Annotated in this window: 17 protein-coding genes and 5 tRNA genes; 8 read left to right on the top strand and 14 right to left on the bottom strand. The window is 72.4% G+C overall.

What is annotated here, in order from left to right; translation table 11 throughout:
- Window positions 1-147: 147 nt before the first annotated feature.
- Entirely contained in the window at window positions 148-828 is a 681-nt protein-coding gene (cofC, locus tag BX266_RS23400; protein ID WP_218969262.1) for a 2-phospho-L-lactate guanylyltransferase, read from the top strand.
- Window positions 829-845: 17 nt separating this feature from the next.
- Window positions 846-1,067 (top strand): hypothetical protein, encoded by a 222-nt coding sequence (locus BX266_RS23395; protein WP_099902807.1) that lies wholly within the window; start codon window positions 846-848, stop codon window positions 1,065-1,067.
- Window positions 1,068-1,338: 271 nt separating this feature from the next.
- Here the strand turns inward: BX266_RS23395 and BX266_RS38825 are convergent, their stop codons facing one another.
- Together BX266_RS38825 and BX266_RS38820 are read right to left on the bottom strand one after the other, a co-directional pair.
- A complete protein-coding gene (locus BX266_RS38825) occupies window positions 1,339-1,731 on the bottom strand; it encodes a hypothetical protein (protein ID WP_099902805.1) in 393 nt (130 codons plus the stop codon).
- Complete coding sequence (locus BX266_RS38820) at window positions 1,728-1,973, bottom strand: hypothetical protein (RefSeq protein ID WP_180290586.1); 246 nt, start codon at window positions 1,971-1,973, stop codon at window positions 1,728-1,730. The genes BX266_RS38825 and BX266_RS38820 overlap by 4 nt, the downstream gene beginning before the upstream one ends.
- Before the next feature lie 139 nt (window positions 1,974-2,112).
- On the opposite strand from BX266_RS38820, the gene BX266_RS23380 reads away from it, so the two are divergent.
- Complete coding sequence (locus BX266_RS23380) at window positions 2,113-2,853, top strand: GntR family transcriptional regulator (protein WP_099902803.1); 741 nt, start codon at window positions 2,113-2,115, stop codon at window positions 2,851-2,853.
- 206 nt (window positions 2,854-3,059) lie between these two features.
- On the opposite strand, the gene BX266_RS23375 is transcribed toward BX266_RS23380, so the two are convergent.
- The 4 genes from BX266_RS23375 to leuC all read right to left on the bottom strand — a co-directional run bounded on the left by BX266_RS23375 (window position 3,060) and on the right by leuC (window position 6,342).
- On the bottom strand, window positions 3,060-3,740 hold the full coding sequence (locus BX266_RS23375; RefSeq protein WP_099902801.1) for an HU family DNA-binding protein: 681 nt from the start codon (window positions 3,738-3,740) through the stop codon (window positions 3,060-3,062).
- Between the two features lie 133 nt (window positions 3,741-3,873).
- On the bottom strand, window positions 3,874-4,164 hold the full coding sequence (locus tag BX266_RS23370) for a hypothetical protein (RefSeq protein WP_399170285.1): 291 nt from the start codon (window positions 4,162-4,164) through the stop codon (window positions 3,874-3,876).
- A 135-nt stretch (window positions 4,165-4,299) separates the two neighbouring features.
- Window positions 4,300-4,896, bottom strand: a complete 597-nt coding sequence (gene leuD / locus BX266_RS23365; RefSeq protein ID WP_099902799.1) for a 3-isopropylmalate dehydratase small subunit — start codon at window positions 4,894-4,896, stop codon at window positions 4,300-4,302.
- Window positions 4,897-4,899: 3 nt separating this feature from the next.
- Window positions 4,900-6,342, bottom strand: coding sequence for a 3-isopropylmalate dehydratase large subunit (gene leuC / locus BX266_RS23360; RefSeq protein ID WP_099902797.1), 1,443 nt, complete (start codon window positions 6,340-6,342; stop codon window positions 4,900-4,902).
- Between the two features lie 232 nt (window positions 6,343-6,574).
- On the opposite strand from leuC, the gene BX266_RS23355 reads away from it, so the two are divergent.
- A complete protein-coding gene (locus BX266_RS23355) occupies window positions 6,575-7,288 on the top strand; it encodes an IclR family transcriptional regulator (protein WP_033215067.1) in 714 nt (237 codons plus the stop codon).
- A gap of 128 nt (window positions 7,289-7,416) precedes the next feature.
- On the opposite strand, the gene BX266_RS23350 is transcribed toward BX266_RS23355, so the two are convergent.
- The 8 genes from BX266_RS23350 to BX266_RS23315 form a co-directional block, all read right to left on the bottom strand.
- Window positions 7,417-7,491: transfer RNA gene (locus BX266_RS23350), tRNA-Gln, on the bottom strand.
- Window positions 7,492-7,495: 4 nt separating this feature from the next.
- Window positions 7,496-7,568, bottom strand: a tRNA-Glu gene (locus BX266_RS23345).
- A 14-nt stretch (window positions 7,569-7,582) separates the two neighbouring features.
- Window positions 7,583-7,655 (bottom strand) — tRNA-Glu (locus BX266_RS23340).
- A gap of 33 nt (window positions 7,656-7,688) precedes the next feature.
- Window positions 7,689-7,761: transfer RNA gene (locus BX266_RS23335), tRNA-Glu, on the bottom strand.
- A 21-nt stretch (window positions 7,762-7,782) separates the two neighbouring features.
- Window positions 7,783-7,854: transfer RNA gene (locus BX266_RS23330), tRNA-Gln, on the bottom strand.
- A 176-nt stretch (window positions 7,855-8,030) separates the two neighbouring features.
- Window positions 8,031-9,554 carry a glutamate--tRNA ligase gene (gene gltX, locus BX266_RS23325; RefSeq protein WP_259464814.1) on the bottom strand — a complete coding sequence of 508 codons (1,524 nt, stop codon included), beginning with the start codon at window positions 9,552-9,554 and terminating at the stop codon, window positions 8,031-8,033.
- Window positions 9,547-10,347 carry a fumarylacetoacetate hydrolase family protein gene (locus BX266_RS23320; RefSeq protein ID WP_099902792.1) on the bottom strand — a complete coding sequence of 267 codons (801 nt, stop codon included), beginning with the start codon at window positions 10,345-10,347 and terminating at the stop codon, window positions 9,547-9,549. Before BX266_RS23320 ends, gltX begins: the two co-directional genes overlap by 8 nt.
- A 105-nt stretch (window positions 10,348-10,452) precedes the next feature.
- Window positions 10,453-10,677, bottom strand: a complete 225-nt coding sequence (locus BX266_RS23315) for a hypothetical protein (protein ID WP_099902790.1) — start codon at window positions 10,675-10,677, stop codon at window positions 10,453-10,455.
- Window positions 10,678-11,200: 523 nt separating this feature from the next.
- On the opposite strand from BX266_RS23315, the gene BX266_RS23310 reads away from it, so the two are divergent.
- From BX266_RS23310 to BX266_RS23295, 4 genes are all read left to right on the top strand, one after another.
- Window positions 11,201-14,983 (top strand): nitrate- and nitrite sensing domain-containing protein, encoded by a 3,783-nt coding sequence (locus tag BX266_RS23310; RefSeq protein WP_310794799.1) that lies wholly within the window; start codon window positions 11,201-11,203, stop codon window positions 14,981-14,983.
- Between the two features lie 13 nt (window positions 14,984-14,996).
- Window positions 14,997-15,410 (top strand): roadblock/LC7 domain-containing protein, encoded by a 414-nt coding sequence (locus BX266_RS23305; RefSeq protein WP_097236138.1) that lies wholly within the window; start codon window positions 14,997-14,999, stop codon window positions 15,408-15,410.
- A 169-nt stretch (window positions 15,411-15,579) separates the two neighbouring features.
- Entirely contained in the window at window positions 15,580-16,026 is a 447-nt protein-coding gene (locus BX266_RS23300) for a DUF742 domain-containing protein (protein ID WP_099902786.1), read from the top strand.
- Window positions 16,007-16,591, top strand: coding sequence for an ATP/GTP-binding protein (locus BX266_RS23295; protein WP_099902780.1), 585 nt, complete (start codon window positions 16,007-16,009; stop codon window positions 16,589-16,591). Before BX266_RS23300 ends, BX266_RS23295 begins: the two co-directional genes overlap by 20 nt.
- Window positions 16,592-16,711: the final 120 nt, after the last annotated feature.

The raw sequence follows: 16,711 nt of genomic DNA, 5'->3' as shown, positions 1-16,711 counted from the left end.
CCTGCGGCTCGGCGGCGCCGACCAGTCTCACCCGCGGGCCGAGCCTGTGTCGAGCGGCCACCGCCGCCGCCAGCCGCCCGGCCGCCGCCCCGGGAGCGCCCCGGAACCGCTGGCCAGGCCTCCCCGGCCGACGCCACAATGGCGCCGATGACAGAGGACACCGTACGCCCCACCGCCGTCGAGCCCACCGCCCCGGGGCGGCCGCAGCCCGACGGGTCGGCGCTGCGGCTCGGCTGGTCGCTCGTCGTCCCCGTCAAACCGCTCGCCGAGGCGAAGAGCAGGCTCGCCGCACTCGGGGCGCTCCGACCGCGACTGGCCCTCGCGTTCGCGCTCGACACGGTGGCCGCCGCGCTGGCCTGCCCCGCGGTCGGGCGGGTACTGGTGGTCACTCAGGACCCGCGCGCCGCCGGGGAGCTGCGCGCGCTGGGTGCCGCCGTCCTCGACGACGAGCCGGGCGGCGGTCTCAACCCCGCGCTCGCGCACGGCGCCACGACCGCGCACCGGCTCCACCCCCGCTCCCCCGTCGCCACCCTCTCCGCGGACCTGCCGGCGCTGCGGCCCACCGAACTCGCCCGCGTCCTCGCCGCGGTGCCCGCGCACGGGCGGGCCTTCCTCGCCGACGCCCCCGGCACCGGGACGGTGCTGCTGTCCGGCACTCCCCTGCGGCCGGCCTTCGGCCCCGGCTCCCGGGACCGCCACCTGAGCGGCGGCGCGACCGAACTCCTCCTCTCCGACGTGCCGTCCGTGCGCCGGGACGTCGACACCCCCGAGGACCTCGCCGCCGCCCGCCTCCTCGGCCTCGGCCCGGCCACCGCCGCCCTGCTCTGACGCTCTATGCTGCTGCCATGCAGGCCACCGCGTTCACCTTCGACCCCACGACCCGCTCGGGCTCGGTCCTGCTCGACGACGGCACTCCCGTCCCCTTCGACGCCCCCGCCTTCGACGCCAGCGGCCTGCGCCTGCTCCGCCCCGGCCAGCGCCTCCGCATCCGCACCACCGGCGAAGGCCCCGCCCGCCGCGTCGTCTTCCTCACCCTCCCGACCTTCCCCGACCCCCAGGCAGACTGACCCCCCGTCAGCGCCCCGCGCGGCCGCGCGGCCCGCTAGGCCGATGCCGCGTAGGCGTCCAGGTGCGCTTCGCACCGTGCAGCTCAGGCGGCCGCGCAGTTGGAACCTCCCGCCACCGACCGGGCGCTGCGCAGCTACGTGGCGTTCCTCGCTCCCGCAGGGCGTCGCCCGCGGCTGCCGCGGCCACGCCCTCGACGACGGCCGGTCGCGTAGCGGTTGGCTGCCGGTCGTGATCGGTGGGCGCCGCCCGGTCGTTGCGCGGTGGCAGTGGTCATGCCACGCGCAGGGGGCGGTACGGCGCCGGGGAGCGGTCGTCGGGGCCGTCGAGGCGGAGGGCTGCGACGTCCGGAGTGTCGAGGAGGCGGAGGGCGGTGGGGGCGAGGTGGAGGGGCCCGGTGGTGGTGGGGGTGACGCGGATGAGGCGGGTGCGGCCGAGGAGGGCGAAGCCGAGCGTCAACTGGCCGTCGCGGGCGAGGAAGGCGTCGGCGCGGGTGGTGGCGCCCGGGCCGAAGAAGTAGCGGTAGGCCTCGTACTGGGTCCAGCCGAGCGGGAGGGTGCGGAGGGTCTCCCAGAGGGAGCCGAGGGCGTGGGCGAGGGAGAGGAAGGTGGCCGGCGCGGTGATGTCCTCGATGGACACGGTGTAGCCGGGCGGCGTGGTCTTCACGGCGGCTCCTGGGGTGGGTCGAATTCGGCCCAGACGGTGTGGGTTCGGTCGGTGTAGCTGTGTCCGAAGCGGTCGGCCTGTCCGAGGACGTGGAGGACCGCCAGGTGGTCGTGGTCGTCGGGTTCCCCGGGGAGGGTGGCTTCGATCCGGAAGGTGCCGCCGGGGAGGCGGTGGATCCGGGCTTCTGCTCCGGTGGCTGCGGCGAGCCTGGATGCCAGCTCGAACACCCTGGTGGTTCGCACGCCACGCCTCTCCCCGAGGTCAGCCGATCACGCAAAGTAAAGCTAAGTCATTAGATTCCACCTGATGCATTAGATTGTCAACCTGAATCACCCGACCTGTCGCAACCGGCAGGTCTCGCCCTCCGCCGGGAGATGCCAGATGCCCTCACTGGACCCGCCGTACCTGCGCATCGCGGACCATCTGCGCCGCCGGGTGACGGCCGGCGAATGGGCGGTCGGCGAACGGCTGCCGTCCCGGGCGCAGTTGGCGGAGAGCTACGGCGTGGGGGCGAACGTGCTCCAGCGGGCGCAGGAAGTCCTCATCGCCGAGGGGCTGTTGGAGGGGCGGACCGGCTCGGGTACGTACGTCCGGGTGCCGGTGGAGCGGCGGCCGCTGTCGCGGTCGCAGGATCCCGGCGGCTTTCCGGCCTCGGCGGTCCCGGGCGGGACGTGGGAGTCGCACACGGAGGCCCGGACGCCCGCGCCGGAGCACGTGGCGCGGCGGCTGCGGATCGAGCCCGGCGAGCTGACGGTGCACACCCGGTTCGAGTTCCTGCTGGACGGCCGTCCGGTCCAACTCGCCGATTCCTGGGAGCCGATGGCGATCACGGACGGCACGCCGGTGCTGCTGCCGCAGTACGCGCCGATGCGGCTGCGGGGCGTGGTGGCGCGGATGGCGTCGCTGGGGGTGCGGGTGGTGCGCGCGGTGGAGCGTCCGCGCCCCGCACGGGCCTCGGCGGAGCAGGCGACGCTGCTCGGGATCACCGCGGGCGACCTGGTCACGGTGGTGGAGCGGACGTATCTGGACGACACCGGGCGGCCGGTGGAGACGGCGGATCTGGTGATTCCGGATTCCCGCTGGGAGATCGGCTACGAGCTGCCGGTGGAAGCGCCGGAGTAATTCGGCGGCGGTCCGCGCAATTCGCCCGGACGGGGTGGCTGAACTGACGTGCTGTCGCCCCGACGGGCGGTCAGCCGGGTGCCCGGGACGCGAAAAGGCCGCGACGGCTCCTGGCCCGGGCCTCCGGTGCTCCGGAGTGCGCGGGTCGGGGCCGGCGCGGCCCGACCGGCCTGGCGCGGGCTGAGTCGGCGCCAGGCGGGTGGCGACTACTTGGCGGTGGACTTGCGCGCGGTGGTCTTGCGCGTGGCGGTCTTCTTCGCCGGGGCGGTCTTCTTGGCGGTGGCGGTGGTCTTCTTGGCGGCCGCCGCGGTGGTGGTCTTCTTCGCGGGGGTGGTCTTGGCCGCCGTGCTCTTCGCGGTGGTCTTCTTGGCCGCGGACTTGACCGCCGCGGACTTGACCGCCGTGGACTTGACCGCCGTGGCCTTCTTGGCCGCCGTGGTGGCGGTCTTCTTGGCGGCGGTCTTCTTGGTCGCGGCGGCGGTGGTGCCCGCGGCGGCGGCGCGCTTGGTGGCGGCGCGCTTGGCGGCGGGGGTGGCGGCCACGCCGGACTTGCCCGGGGTGAGCGAGCCCTTGGGGGCCTTCTTCACGGACGGGCCGTCCTTCGGCAGCTTCTTGCTGCCGGCGACGAGGTCCTTGAAGCCCTGACCGGGGCGGAACCGCGGCACTGCGGTCTTCTTGACCTTCACCCGCTCACCGGTCTGCGGGTTGCGGGCGAAGCGCGCCGAGCGCTCCACCTTCTCGAAGGTGCCGAAACCGGTGACCGAGACGCGGTCACCCGCCACGACGGCACGCACCATGGTGTCGAGCACTGCGTCGACGGCCTCTGCGGCAGCCTTGCGACCGCCCAGCTGCTCGGCCACCGCTTCGACAAGCTGAGCCTTGTTCACGTCTTCCCCTTCGGAAACGGGCGCCGGATGATTCCATCCGTTCTTTTCGCACGTTAGGTATGTATCTGCGGACTTTCAATTACCAAACGCGTGAATCACCCTAGTGTCGCAATGGATTTGCGCATGGAGGTGCTCACCGGGGCGGGATCCGCCCCTCGTCGAGGTCCTGCACAAAGCGACTCAACCGCCGTGCCGCCTCCGGGAGATCACGCTTGGCGGTCTCGGTGACGATCAGCAGTTGTCGGGTGAGAGCGGTCTTTGCGTCCGTCGACACGTTCAGCGCGTGAACGCGGGCGTGGGCTTGCTTCAACCGCTCGGCCACCAGTGCGTAGAGCAGGGTGACTTCCGAGTCGGCAGCACCGCCCTGGCCCTCCGCGGACGCCGGTTCGGCGTCCTGGTACGGGGGTTCGGGGCTGTGGTGCATGCAACGATTGTGCCATCTGTGCGGAGTTGCGCTACACCAGGGTCTATTCACGGGTGACGAACTCCCCTGCGAACAACGAAGACCCGCCCCGGGTGGGGGGCGGGTCTTGTTGTCGGTCCGTCAGAAAGCGACGGCTCAGGCGGCGGGGAGCGTACGCGGCTTGAAGGACGGGCGGGTCGCCTCGAACGCGGCCACGTCGGCCTCGTTCTGCAGCGTGATGCTGATGTCGTCCAGGCCGTTCAGCAGCCGCCACCGGACGTTGTCGTCCAGCTCGAACGAGGCGGTGACGCCCTCGGCCCGGACCTCGCGGGCCTCCAGGTCGACGGTGATCTCGGCGGTCGGGTCGGCCTCCGTCAACTCCCAGAGCCGCTCGACCGTCTCCTGCGGCAGGACCACCGTGAGCAGGCCGTTCTTCAGCGAGTTGCCGCGGAAGATGTCGGCGAAGCGGGAGGAGATGACGGCCTGGAAGCCGTAGTTCTGCAGCGCCCAGACGGCGTGCTCGCGGGACGAGCCGGTGCCGAACTCGGGGCCCGCCACCAGGACGGTCGCGCCCTTGCGCTCGGGGCGGTTGAGGACGAAGGACTCGTCCTTGCGCCAGGCCTCGAACAGGCCGTCCTCGAAGCCGGAGCGGGTGACCTTCTTCAGCCAGTGCGCCGGGATGATCTGGTCGGTGTCCACGTTCGAGCGGCGCAGCGGAACGGCGCTGCCGGTGTGGGTGGTGAACTTCTCCATGGCTCAGGCCTCCGCGGCGACGTTGTTGGCGGGCAGGTCGGACGCCGCAGCAAGGTCCGAAGGTGAGGCCAGCCGGCCCACCAGGGCGGTGGCGGCGGCGACCTGGGGGGAGACCAGGTGGGTGCGGCCGCCCTTGCCCTGGCGGCCCTCGAAGTTGCGGTTCGAGGTGGACGCGCAGCGCTCGCCGGGGGCCAGCTGGTCGGGGTTCATGCCCAGGCACATCGAGCAGCCGGCGTGCCGCCACTCGGCGCCCGCGGCGGTGAACACCTTGTCCAGGCCCTCCTCGACGGCCTGCAGGGCGACCCGGACGGAGCCCGGGACCACCAGCATCCGGACGCCGTCGGCGATCTGACGGCCCTCCAGGACGGCGGCAGCGGCCCGCAGGTCCTCGATCCGGCCGTTGGTGCAGGAGCCGACGAACACGGCGTCGACCTTGACCTCGCGCAGCGGGGTGCCGGCCTCCAGGCCCATGTACTTCAGGGCGTTCTCGGCGGCGATCCGCTCCTGCGGGTCCGCGAAGTCGGCCGGGTCCGGCACGTTGGCGCCCAGCGGCGCGCCCTGGCCCGGGTTGGTGCCCCAGGTGACGAACGGGGTCAGCTCGGTGGCGTCGATGAACACCTCGGCGTCGAAGACCGCGTCCTCGTCGGTGGCCAGGGTCTCCCAGTACGCGACCGCGGCGTCCCAGTCCTCGCCCTGCGGGGCGTGCGGGCGGCCCTCCAGGTAGTCGAAGGTGGTCCGGTCCGGGGCGATCATGCCGGCCCGGGCGCCCGCCTCGATCGACATGTTGCAGATCGTCATCCGGGCCTCCATGGAGAGGCTGCGGATCGCCGAGCCGCGGTACTCCAGGACGTAGCCCTGGCCGCCGCCGGTGCCGATCTTGGTGATCACGGCCAGGATCAGGTCCTTGGCGGTGACGCCCTCGGGCAGCTCGCCCTCGACGGTGATCGCCATGGTCTTGAACGGGGCCAGCGGCAGCGTCTGGGTCGCCAGCACGTGCTCGACCTGGCTGGTGCCGATGCCGAACGCCAGGGCGCCGAAGGCGCCGTGGGTGGAGGTGTGGGAGTCGCCGCAGACCACGGTCATGCCGGGCTGGGTCAGGCCCAGCTGCGGGCCGACCACGTGCACCACGCCCTGCTCGACGTCGCCCAGCGAGTGGATGCGCACGCCGAACTCCTCGGCGTTCTTGCGCAGCGTCTCCAGCTGCACCCGGGAGACCGGGTCGGCGATCGGCTTGTCGATGTCCAGGGTCGGGGTGTTGTGGTCCTCGGTGGCGATGGTCAGGTCGGTGCGGCGCACCGGACGGCCGGCCAGCCGGAGGCCGTCGAACGCCTGCGGGCTGGTCACCTCGTGCAGCAGGTGCAGGTCGATGTAGAGCAGGTCGGGCTCGCCCTCGGCGCGCCGGACGACGTGGTCGTCCCAGACCTTCTCTGCGAGTGTCCGTCCCATCGGATTCCCTCCAGCCGGCCGCGTCGCCGGCCTTCTCGTGATCGTCGAGGTCTTGTCCCTTGCCGCCCTGTGAGGCTCGCTTGGAGTCGCGACCTGCACGCCGGACCGTCCAGAATGCGGACACCGTGGTGGGGCGCCGTCCTGGGTGTCTCCCGGGCTGCTGACTCAAGAGTGGCGCTTTTCTCGCGAGATTGAACTTGCGTCTCGCTGATTGAGACTGCAGTATCGAGACATGGACAACACTAGCGGCGTCGGCGTTCTCGACAAGGCCGCTCTGGTGCTCAGCGCACTGGAGTCGGGCCCCGCCACGTTGGCGGGGCTGGTCGCCGCCACCGGTCTGGCACGGCCCACGGCCCACCGACTCGCCGTCGCACTCGAACACCACCGCCTGGTCACCCGCGACATGCAGGGCCGTTTCATCCTCGGCCCCCGGCTCGCCGAACTCTCCGCCGCCGCCGGCGAGGACCGCCTGCTGGCCGCCGCCGGTCCGGTCCTCACCCACCTGCGCGACGTCACCGGCGAGAGCGCCCAGCTGTACCGCCGCCAGGGCGAGATGCGGATCTGCGTCGCCGCCGCCGAGCGGCTCTCGGGCCTGCGCGACACCGTGCCGGTCGGCTCCACCCTCCCGATGAAGGCCGGCTCCGCCGCGCAGGTGCTGCTCGCCTGGGAGGAGCCCGAGCGCCTCCACCGCGGCCTGCAGGGCGCCCGGTTCACCGCCACCGCCCTCAGCGGCGTCCGCCGGCGCGGCTGGGCCCAGTCCATCGGCGAGCGCGAGCCCGGCGTGGCCTCGGTCTCCGCCCCTGTCCGCGGCCCCTCCAACCGCGTGGTGGCCGCCGTCTCCGTCTCCGGCCCGATCGAGCGGCTCACCCGCCACCCCGGTCGGATGCACGCCCAGGCCATCATCGAGGCCGCCAACCGCCTCACCGAGGCGCTCCGGCGCAGCTGACTGCCGCTCAACCCCCGCCCCCGCCCCCGGCCCCCGCCCGGGGGCGCAGGCATGTCCGGGAGCGGCAGATGTGGGGGCGGCAGATGCCCGGACCAACGCAAAAAAAGCCCCGGTTTCCCGGAGCTTATTGGCTGGGGTACCAGGACTCGAACCTAGACTAAATGAACCAGAATCACTCGTGCTGCCAATTACACCATACCCCAAAAGTACCCCCGACCGGATTCGAACCGGCGCTACCGCCTTGAGAGGGCGGCGTGCTAGGCCACTACACAACGGGGGCCTTGAACGAGCGAGTACCCCCGACCGGATTCGAACCGGCGCTACCGCCTTGAGAGGGCGGCGTGCTAGGCCACTACACAACGGGGGCATTACTCATTCATTTGCAATTATCAAGATTGCGTACCCCCGACCGGATTCGAACCGGCGCTACCGCCTTGAGAGGGCGGCGTGCTAGGCCACTACACAACGGGGGCTTGTTTCACTTACACACTGCGCTGGGGTACCAGGACTCGAACCTAGACTAACTGAACCAGAATCAGTCGTGCTGCCAATTACACCATACCCCACCAGAGTTCAACCCCTGTGCGGGGTGTTCCTCGGTGTCTTGCGCCCCCCTGCCCGGGCGGCGCAGAAAGAACATTACCCGACGCCCCGCCCCGCTCCAAAATCGATAACCGCAGGCAGCGCGCCGGACACCTGCGGGCCAGGTCAGCGACACGGCCCGCAGGTGTCCGGGGGTGGCTCAGGAGGCGGGGAGCAGCTCCAGCGCGGAGAGCAGGCGACGGAGCGTCTCCTCACGGCCGAGCAGTTCCATGGACTCGAACAGCGGGGGGGAGACCCGGCGCCCGGTGACGGCGACCCGGAGCGGGGTGAAGGCGAACTTGGGCTTGATGCCCAGGCCTTCGACCAGGGCCGCGCGCAGGGCTGCCTGGATCGGCTCGGGGGTGAAGTCGGCGAGCTCGGTGAGCGCCTCGACCGAGGCCTCCAGCACCGGGCGGGCGTCCGCGGTGAGGACCTTCGCGGCGTCCTCCGGGTCGACGGCGAAGTCGGCGGGGGCGACGAAGAGGAAGCCGGCCATGGTGACGATCTCGGAGAGGACGACCATCCGCTCCTGGGTGAGCGGCGCGACCTTGGCGAGCAGGTCGAGCTGCTCCGCGGTCGGCTCGGCAGGGAGCAGGCCGGGGGCCTGCAGGTACGGCACCAGGCGCTTGACGAACTCCTCGGGCGCGAGGCGGCGGACGTGCTCGGCGTTGATGTGCTCGGCCTTCTTGAGGTCGAAGCGCGCCGGGTTGCCGTTGACGTCGTCGATGTCGAAGGCGGCGACCATCTCGTCGATGTCGAAGACGTCGCGGTCCTCGGCGAGCGACCAGCCCAGCAGGGCCAGGTAGTTGAGCAGCCCCTCGGGGAGGAAGCCGCGCTCGCGGTAGAGGTTGAGCGAGGACTGCGGGTCGCGCTTGGAGAGCTTCTTGTTGCCCTCGCCCATCACGTACGGCAGGTGGCCGAAGCGCGGGGTGGTGCCGTTGCCGACGCCGATGTCCGCCAGGGCCGCGTACAGGGCGATCTGACGGGGCGTCGAGGAGAGCAGGTCCTCGCCGCGCAGGACGTGGGTGATCTCCATCAGGGCGTCGTCGACCGGGTTGACCAGGGTGTACAGCGGGGCGCCGTTGGCCCGGACGATGCCGTAGTCCGGGACGTCCTTCGGGTCGAAGGAGATCGGGCCGCGGACCAGGTCCTCGAAGGCGAGGGTGGTGTCGGGCATCCGGAAGCGCAGGATCGGCTGCCGGCCCTCCTGCGTGTAGACGGCGACCTGGTCGGCCGTCAGGTCGCGGCAGTGGCCGTCGTAGCCGGAGGGCCTGCCGGCGGCCCGGGCGGCCTCGCGGCGGGCGTCGAGCTCCTCGGTGGTGCAGTAGCAGGGGTAGGCGTGGCCGGCGTCCTGGAGGCGCTTGGCGACGTCCGCGTAGACGTCCATCCGCTGCGACTGGCGGTAGGGCGCGTGCGGGCCGCCGACCTCGGGGCCCTCGTTCCAGTCGAAGCCCAGCCAGCGCATCGCGTCGAGCAGCTGCTGGTAGGACTCCTCGGAGTCGCGGGCGGCGTCGGTGTCCTCGATCCGGAACACCAGGGTGCCGCCGTTGTGCCGGGCGTAGGCCCAGTTGAACAGCGCGGTGCGGACCAGGCCCACGTGCGGGTTGCCGGTCGGGGAGGGACAGAAACGGACCCGGACGGCCGGGTCCGTGACGGAGTCACTGGTCTTCACTGCGTCAGCCACGCTTGATCACCTTGTTGGAGAGGGTGCCGATGCCTTCGACGGAGACGGCGACCTCGTCGCCGATGTTCAGGGGGCCGACGCCCGCGGGGGTGCCGGTGAGGACGACGTCGCCGGGCAGCAGGGTCATCGCCTCGGAGATGTGCACGATCAGCTCGGCGACCGAGCGGACCATCTGGGAGGTGCGGCCGGCCTGGCGGAGCTCGCCGTTGACGGTGCAGGTGACGGCCAGGTCGGCGGGGTCGAGGTCGGTCTCGATCCACGGGCCGAGCGGGCAGGAGGTGTCGAAGCCCTTGGCCCGGGCCCACTGGCCCTCGCGCTGCTGCACGTCGCGGGCGGTGACGTCGTTGGCGCAGGTGTAGCCGAAGACCACCTCGGGGACCCGCTCCAGCGGCACCTCGCGGCACATCCGGCCGATCACCACGGCGAGTTCGGCCTCGTACTGCACGTCCGAGGAGAACGGCGGGTAGGCGATCGACTCGGTGGGGCCGATGACGGCGGTCGAGGGCTTGAAGAACGTCAGCGGGACGTCGGGGACCTCGTGGCCCAGCTCGGCGGCGTGCGCGGCGTAGTTGCGGCCGACCGCGACGATCTTGCTGGGGAGCATCGGGGCCAGCAGGCGGACGTCCTGCAGGCGGTGGGTCTCGCCGGTCGGCTGGGGGGTGCCGAAGGGGTGGCCGGCCAGGGTGTGCACCACCAGCGACTCGGGTTGCGCGGCGTCCCCCTCGATGATGCCGAAGGAGACCGAGCCCGCCGCGGGGCTCCCTTCACGGACGGAGAACCTGGCGATACGCACAGCCCTGCAACCTCTCGGTTCGTCGGCCGCCCGGACGCTCCCGGACGGTGGCCGAGCCCGCAGTACCGGGCCCGGCTCGTGCCCACCAGGTTATCGGCGCGGCCGTCAGTCCCGCGGCAGGCGGGGGGCCGGGGCGGTCATCAGCACGGTGCGGCGCGGGTTGGCCGTGGCGGCGGGCAGCCGGACGGAGTACGCGCGCGCCTCGCGGCCGGCGGCGAAGCCGGGGAGCTGGGTGAAGTCCGCGACGGAGGCCAGGGTGGTTCGGCGGGGGTTGGCCGTGGAACCGGTGCTCGGCGTGGAGCCAGTGGCCGTCGTGGTCGTCTCGGACATTTGCGTCAGCACCTTGTTTCGCTCGAACGGACTTTTGCGCGAGCCCGCCGCTGGGCAGGCTCCGGACAACCCTGCCAGGTTAGGGAGCCCATTCCACAGCGGCCGTGACCAAAGCTACACATCGGGCTGTGAGTTTGCTCACAATTCCGGCCTCAAAGGGCGCGGACGTGGTGATTCCGGACCAATCGCAAAATCCCCCATTTCGGGAATCCCGGACATTCGCCGCACATGCTGATCTTCAACTTCCTTGACCTGAACACGGCGAGTGTCCGAAAAGGACCGTATTCCAGGCCGGATGCGACACGCAACGTGAGACGCCGCGCGCAGAGGGTGGCCCAGGACACCGTGTCGTAACGGCCCTTGTTGGACTTCCCCCGCTGTGCTGGAATGCCACGGAAAAACTCGACACCGCCCTATCTCCGCCCGGCGGGGAAGGGCGCCCGGTCCAGAGGTTGCGACGCCAGTGCAGGGACGTTTCAAGAGGGGCAGCGGCGCCGCGGGAGACCCGGAGTCGCGGGAGCCCGTGGCCGGCCCCCACCAGGCGGCACCGGCGACGACGGGGCAAGGCGAGCGGCCGTACGGCGCACCCGCCGACCCCACCGCCGACCACAGTGCCCCGGGCGCGAACGCGCCCCAGGAGGAGATCGGCGACTCGTCGGCCGACAGGCAGAGCCGCCGCGCGAGACTGCGCGGAACGCTCAACCGCCGACGCGCCACCGGCCTGAGCCGCTTCGCCATGCGCAACTGGCGGATCCGCACCCGCCTCATCGCGCTGCTCCTCCTGCCCGTGATCGTGGCGCTGGTGCTGGGCGGCCTGCGGGTGCAGAGCTCGATGGAGAACTCCCGCCAGCTGTCGCAGATGAGCGACCTGGCCGAGCTCGCCCGCAACGCGACCGACCTGGCCAACGCCCTGCAGTACGAGCGCGACGTGTCGGCCGGTCCGCTGGCCGCCGGCGGCTCCGCGGACACCGACCCGGACATCACCGAGGCGTACAAGGTCACCAACTCGCTGTCGAAGAAGTTCAACGCCAGCGCGGACAAGTTCGACAACCTCGACCTGGCCGGCTCGAAGACCCTGCTGCTGCAGGTCCGCAAGGACCTCAACACGCTGTCCCGGGCCCGCACCGGCGCCTTCAAGAGCGCCGACAACATCCAGGCCACGATCACCAACTACGACGTGATCATCAAGGACCTGATCGGCGCCACCCAGGACATCGCGATCACCTCGAACTCCACCGAGCTGATCAAGACCACCCGGGCGCTGTACCAGTTCTCGCTGGCCAAGGAGTTCACCTCGATGCAGCGCGCGCTGATCTCCGCCGCGCTCGCGCACCCGGGGTCCCCCGAGATGTCCTCGTCCGACGAGACCTTCGGCGTCCGGCTGATGAACTCCGAGGACAACGCGATGGCGAACTTCACCGCCATCTACGGCGAGAACCAGGCCCGCGCGCTGCGCTCCGCGATGAGCTTCAACCAGGTGGTCGCCGAGGCCGACCGGTTCTCCAAGGCGGTGCTGAACACCAACGGCATCAAGCAGGCCGACGACGTCTCCTACAAGAACTGGTTCGACAAGTCGACCGCCAAGGTCAACGCCGAGAAGAGCATCGAGGGCTCCCTGCTGGTCGTCCTCGACGGCAAGGCCCAGTCGCTGCAGTCGGACGCCGACACCGAGTCGGTCATCAACGCCTCGCTGGTCGCCCTGGTGCTCATCGTCGCCATCGCCGGCGCCGCCCTGGTGGCGCGCTCGATGGTGCGCTCGCTGACCCGCCTGCAGGCCTCCGCCGAGGACGTCGCCGAGCGCCGCCTGCCGGAGCTGGTCAAGACCCTCTCGGAGAGCGACCCGCACGACGTCGACGTCACCGTCGAGCCGGTCGGCGTCGACTCCGCCGACGAGATCGGCCACGTGGCGCACGCCTTCGACATGGTGCACCGCGAGGCGGTCCGACTGGCCGCCGAGCAGGCGCTGCTGCGAGGCAACATCAACGCGATGTTCACCAACCTCTCGCGCCGCAGCCAGGGCCTGATCCAGCGTCAGCTGTCGCTGATCTCCGAGCTGGAGAGCCGCGAGGCGGACCCGGACCAGCTGGCCTCGCTGTTCAAGCTCGACCACCTCGCGACCCGCATGCGCCGCAACGGCGAAAACCTCCTGGTCCTCGCGGGCGAGGACCCGGGCCGCCGCTGGACCCGCCCCGTCCCGCTGGTCGACGTGCTCCGCGCCGCGGCCTCCGAGGTGGAGCAGTACGAGCGCATCGAGCTCGCCTCGGTGCCGACCGCCGAGGTCGCCGGCCGCGTCGTCAACGACCTCGTCCACCTGCTCGCCGAGCTGCTGGAGAACGCCACCTCGTTCTCCTCCCCGCAGACCCGGGTCCGGGTCACCGGCCACGCCCTGCCGGACGGCCGGGTGCTGATCGAGATCCACGACACCGGCATCGGCCTGTCCCCGGACGACCTCGCCGACATCAACGAGCGCCTCGCCAACCCGCCGGTCGTGGACGTCTCGGTGTCCCGCCGGATGGGTCTGTTCGTGGTCGGCCGCCTGTCGCTGCGGCACGGCATCCGGATCCAGCTCCGCCCGTCCGACTCGGGCGGCACCACCGCGCTCGTCATGCTGCCGGTGGACGTCACCAACTCCGCCGAGCGGCGCGGCAACCGGCCCGGTGCGGCCGGCGGCCCCGGCCAGGGCGGCAAGCCGCAGCAGCAGCGCGGCCTGGCGCCGCAGCCGCGCCAGCAGGGCCGCCCCGCGGGTGACCTGCCCGGTGCGCGCACCGCGCTCGGCCAGGGCGCTGCGGGTGCTCCCGCGGGCCGTCCGCAGCTGGGCCAGGGCCCGGCCGGCGGCAGCCCCGACCTGTTCTCCCCCGCCGGTGCGGCCGGCCCCTCCGGTCCGCAGGGCGGCCGCCGCGGCCCGGGCGGTCCCGGTGCCCAGGGCGGTCCGGGCGCGCCGGGCGGTCCCGGTGCACACGGCGAGGCGCCCGGGCAGGGCGGTTTCGGTCCTGGCGGCGCGTTCGGCTCCGGCTCGGCGCAGGGCGGCCGCTCCGGCGGCCTGCCGACCCGTGCGGTCGGCCAGTCGCTGCGCGACAACACCGCGGCGGGGACGCCCGCCGCTCCGGCCGGTCCCGGCGCGGGTGCGCCGGCCGGTGGCGGGCTGCCGCCGCGCCGGGTTCCCGGTGCGTCCGGCGCCCCGGGCCTGCAGGGCGGTCCCGGCGGCGGCCTGCCGCCGCGTCGTCCGCAGCCGCAGGGCGGTCCGCAGGGCCAGCGCCGTCCGCAGGGGCCGCAGGGCGGTCCGGAGCGGCAGCGTCCGGCGGAGGGCCGTCCGGGCGGTGAGCCGACCCAGCACGGCCGGGCCGGGCAGCCGCAGCGGCGTCCGCTGCCGCAGCAGCCGGCGGAGTCCGCGCAGGAGCAGTCCGGGGCGTTCGCCCGGCCGCGCTTCGAGGCCTCCGACATCGACCCGCGCGACCCGCTGGGCCTCGGCCTGGTGGAGCCGGTGCTGCCGAACCCGGTGGGCCAGGGCCTGCCGCCGGTCGCCCCGCAGCCCCAGCACCCCGCGCAGCAGCAGCAGTACGCGCAGCAGCAGTACGCGGAGCGGCCGCAGCCGATGGCGCTGCCGACCGCGGCCGACCCGGCAGCCGCTCCCGCGCCGCAGGACCGCGAGCAGGTGCGCTCGCGGGGCTACCAGCCGCAGCGCCCCGGCACCACGGCGCCGGGCTTCGGCCAGGCGCAGACCCGGCCGGCCCCGCAGCCGCAGGCCGAGCAGCCGCAGCAGCGCCCGCAGGGCATGCCGCAGCGCCCGGTGCAGGGCGGCCAGCAGCGTCCGGCCGGTCAGCCGCCGCAGCAGCAGCGGCCGTTCGGCGCCGGTCCGGCCCAGCAGGGCCGTCCGGAGCCGCAGGGCGACCCGGACGCGCCGTGGCGCCCGTCGGCGAACGACGAGCGCTGGCGGCGGGCCGAGCAGATGCGCGAGCCGCAGACCAACGGCCTGACCACCTCGGGGCTGCCGCGCCGCACCCCGCAGGCCAACCTGGTCTCCGGCAGCGCCGAGGCCAGCCCGCTGACCGGTCCTCAGGTCTCGCGCAGCCCGGAGGAGGTGCGCGGCCGGCTGACCAACCTGCGCCGCGGCATCCAGCAGGGCCGCCAGGCCGGCACGCAGCAGGGCCCGCAGCCCGGCGGCCAGCCGCAGGGCCCCGGCCGTCCCGCGCCGCAGCAGCGGCCGGGCTTCGACTTCGGCGGGACGTCCGAGGGCTACCGGGGAGCCCGGGGCGGCCGCGACGCCGATGGCAACAACGGCTTCGGCCCCGAGCACCAGGAGCGTTGAGTTGAGTCAGATGATGAGCCAGGCGGCCCAGAACCTGAACTGGCTGATCACCAATTTCGTGGACAACACCCCTGGGGTGTCCCACACCGTGGTGGTCTCCGCCGACGGTCTGCTGCTGTGCATGTCCGAGGGGTTCCCCCGGGACCGCGCGGACCAGCTGGCCGCCGTCGCCTCCGGCCTCACCTCGCTGACCTCCGGCGCCAGCCGCATCTTCGAGGGCGGCGAGGTCAACCAGACCGTGGTCGAGATGGAGCGCGGCTTCCTGTTCCTGATGGCGATCAGCGACGGCTCCGCGCTCGCGGTCCTCGCCTCGCCGGACTCCGACATCGGTCTCGTCGGCTACGAGATGGCGCTGCTGGTCGACCGGGCAGGTGCGGTGCTGACCCCGGCCCTGCGCGCCGAGCTCCAGGGCAGCCTGCTGCACTGACGTTCCGTCCGCCCCTTCGACTCCTGAGCACCACCCTCACAGTGCCGGGCCCTCCCGACCCCGGGCCCGGCACCTCACCCCCAGTCTTCGCCGCGCGGCGGCTGACAGCCCGTCAGTCGACCGGCCCAGCGGGCTCCGGCCGCGAACGACTGCAGCACAAGGAGGACGCATGACCCCGCCCCCGACACCCGCCGGCTCGTACGGCAACGGGTACGGAAACGGCTACGGCAGCCAGCAGGCCGGTGGGTACGGCGACCAGCAGTCGGACGGCTACGAGCAGCAGCCGCTGGTCCGCCCGTACGCGATGACCGGCGGACGCACCCGGCCGCGCTACCAGCTGGCCATCGAGGCGCTGATCTCGACCACCAGCACCGCCGCCCCGGGCGGGCTGCTCCCCGAGCACGCCCGGATCGTCTCGCTGTGCCGCGAGGTCAAGTCCGTCGCCGAGATCTCCGCGCTGGCAGGTGTCCCGCTCGGGGTCGCCCGCATCCTCGTCGCAGACCTGGCGGAAGCCGGTCTGGTCGCCATCCACCAGCCCGCCGCCGCGGGCGAGTCGGGCGGTACGCCTGACGTCACGCTGCTCGAAAGGGTCCTCAGTGGACTTCGCAAGCTCTAACGCGGCCGCCCCCAGCCGCGCCACCACCTCCGCCAAGATCGTCGTCGCCGGCGGATTCGGCGTGGGCAAGACGACGCTCGTCGGCGCGGTCTCCGAAATCAACCCCCTGCGCACCGAAGCCGTCATGACCTCGGCCTCCGCCGGCATCGACGACCTCAGCCACGTCTCCGGCAAGACGACCACCACCGTCGCCATGGACTTCGGCCGCATCACCCTCGACGAAGACCTGATCCTCTACCTGTTCGGCACCCCCGGCCAGGACCGCTTCTGGTTCATGTGGGACGACCTCGTCCGCGGCGCCATCGGCGCCGTCGTCCTCGTCGACACCCGCCGCCTCGCCGACTGCTTCCCCGCCCTCGACTACTTCGAGAACAGCGGCCTCCCCTTCGTCGTCGCCCTCAACGGCTTCGACGGCCACCAGGCCCACACCCCCGAAGAAGTCCGCGAAGCACTCCAACTCAACCCCGACATCCCGATCATCACGCTCGACGCCCGCCGCCGCGACAGCGCCAAGAGCGCCCTCATCACCCTGGTCGAACACGCCCTGCTCGCCCGACTGCGGTGAGCTGGGCGGGACCTTCCGGGGGGCGCGTACCACAGATGGTTCGCGTCCCCCGGTAACAGTTCGGTAGGCATTTGCCGAGCATGTCTGACAGTGCGTGACCGCCCGAACCCGGTGTGCGCC

Source organism: Streptomyces sp. TLI_171 (assembly GCF_003610255.1).
GTDB lineage: Bacteria > Actinomycetota > Actinomycetes > Streptomycetales > Streptomycetaceae > Kitasatospora.
This window is presented reverse-complemented; position numbering and strand designations above follow the sequence as displayed.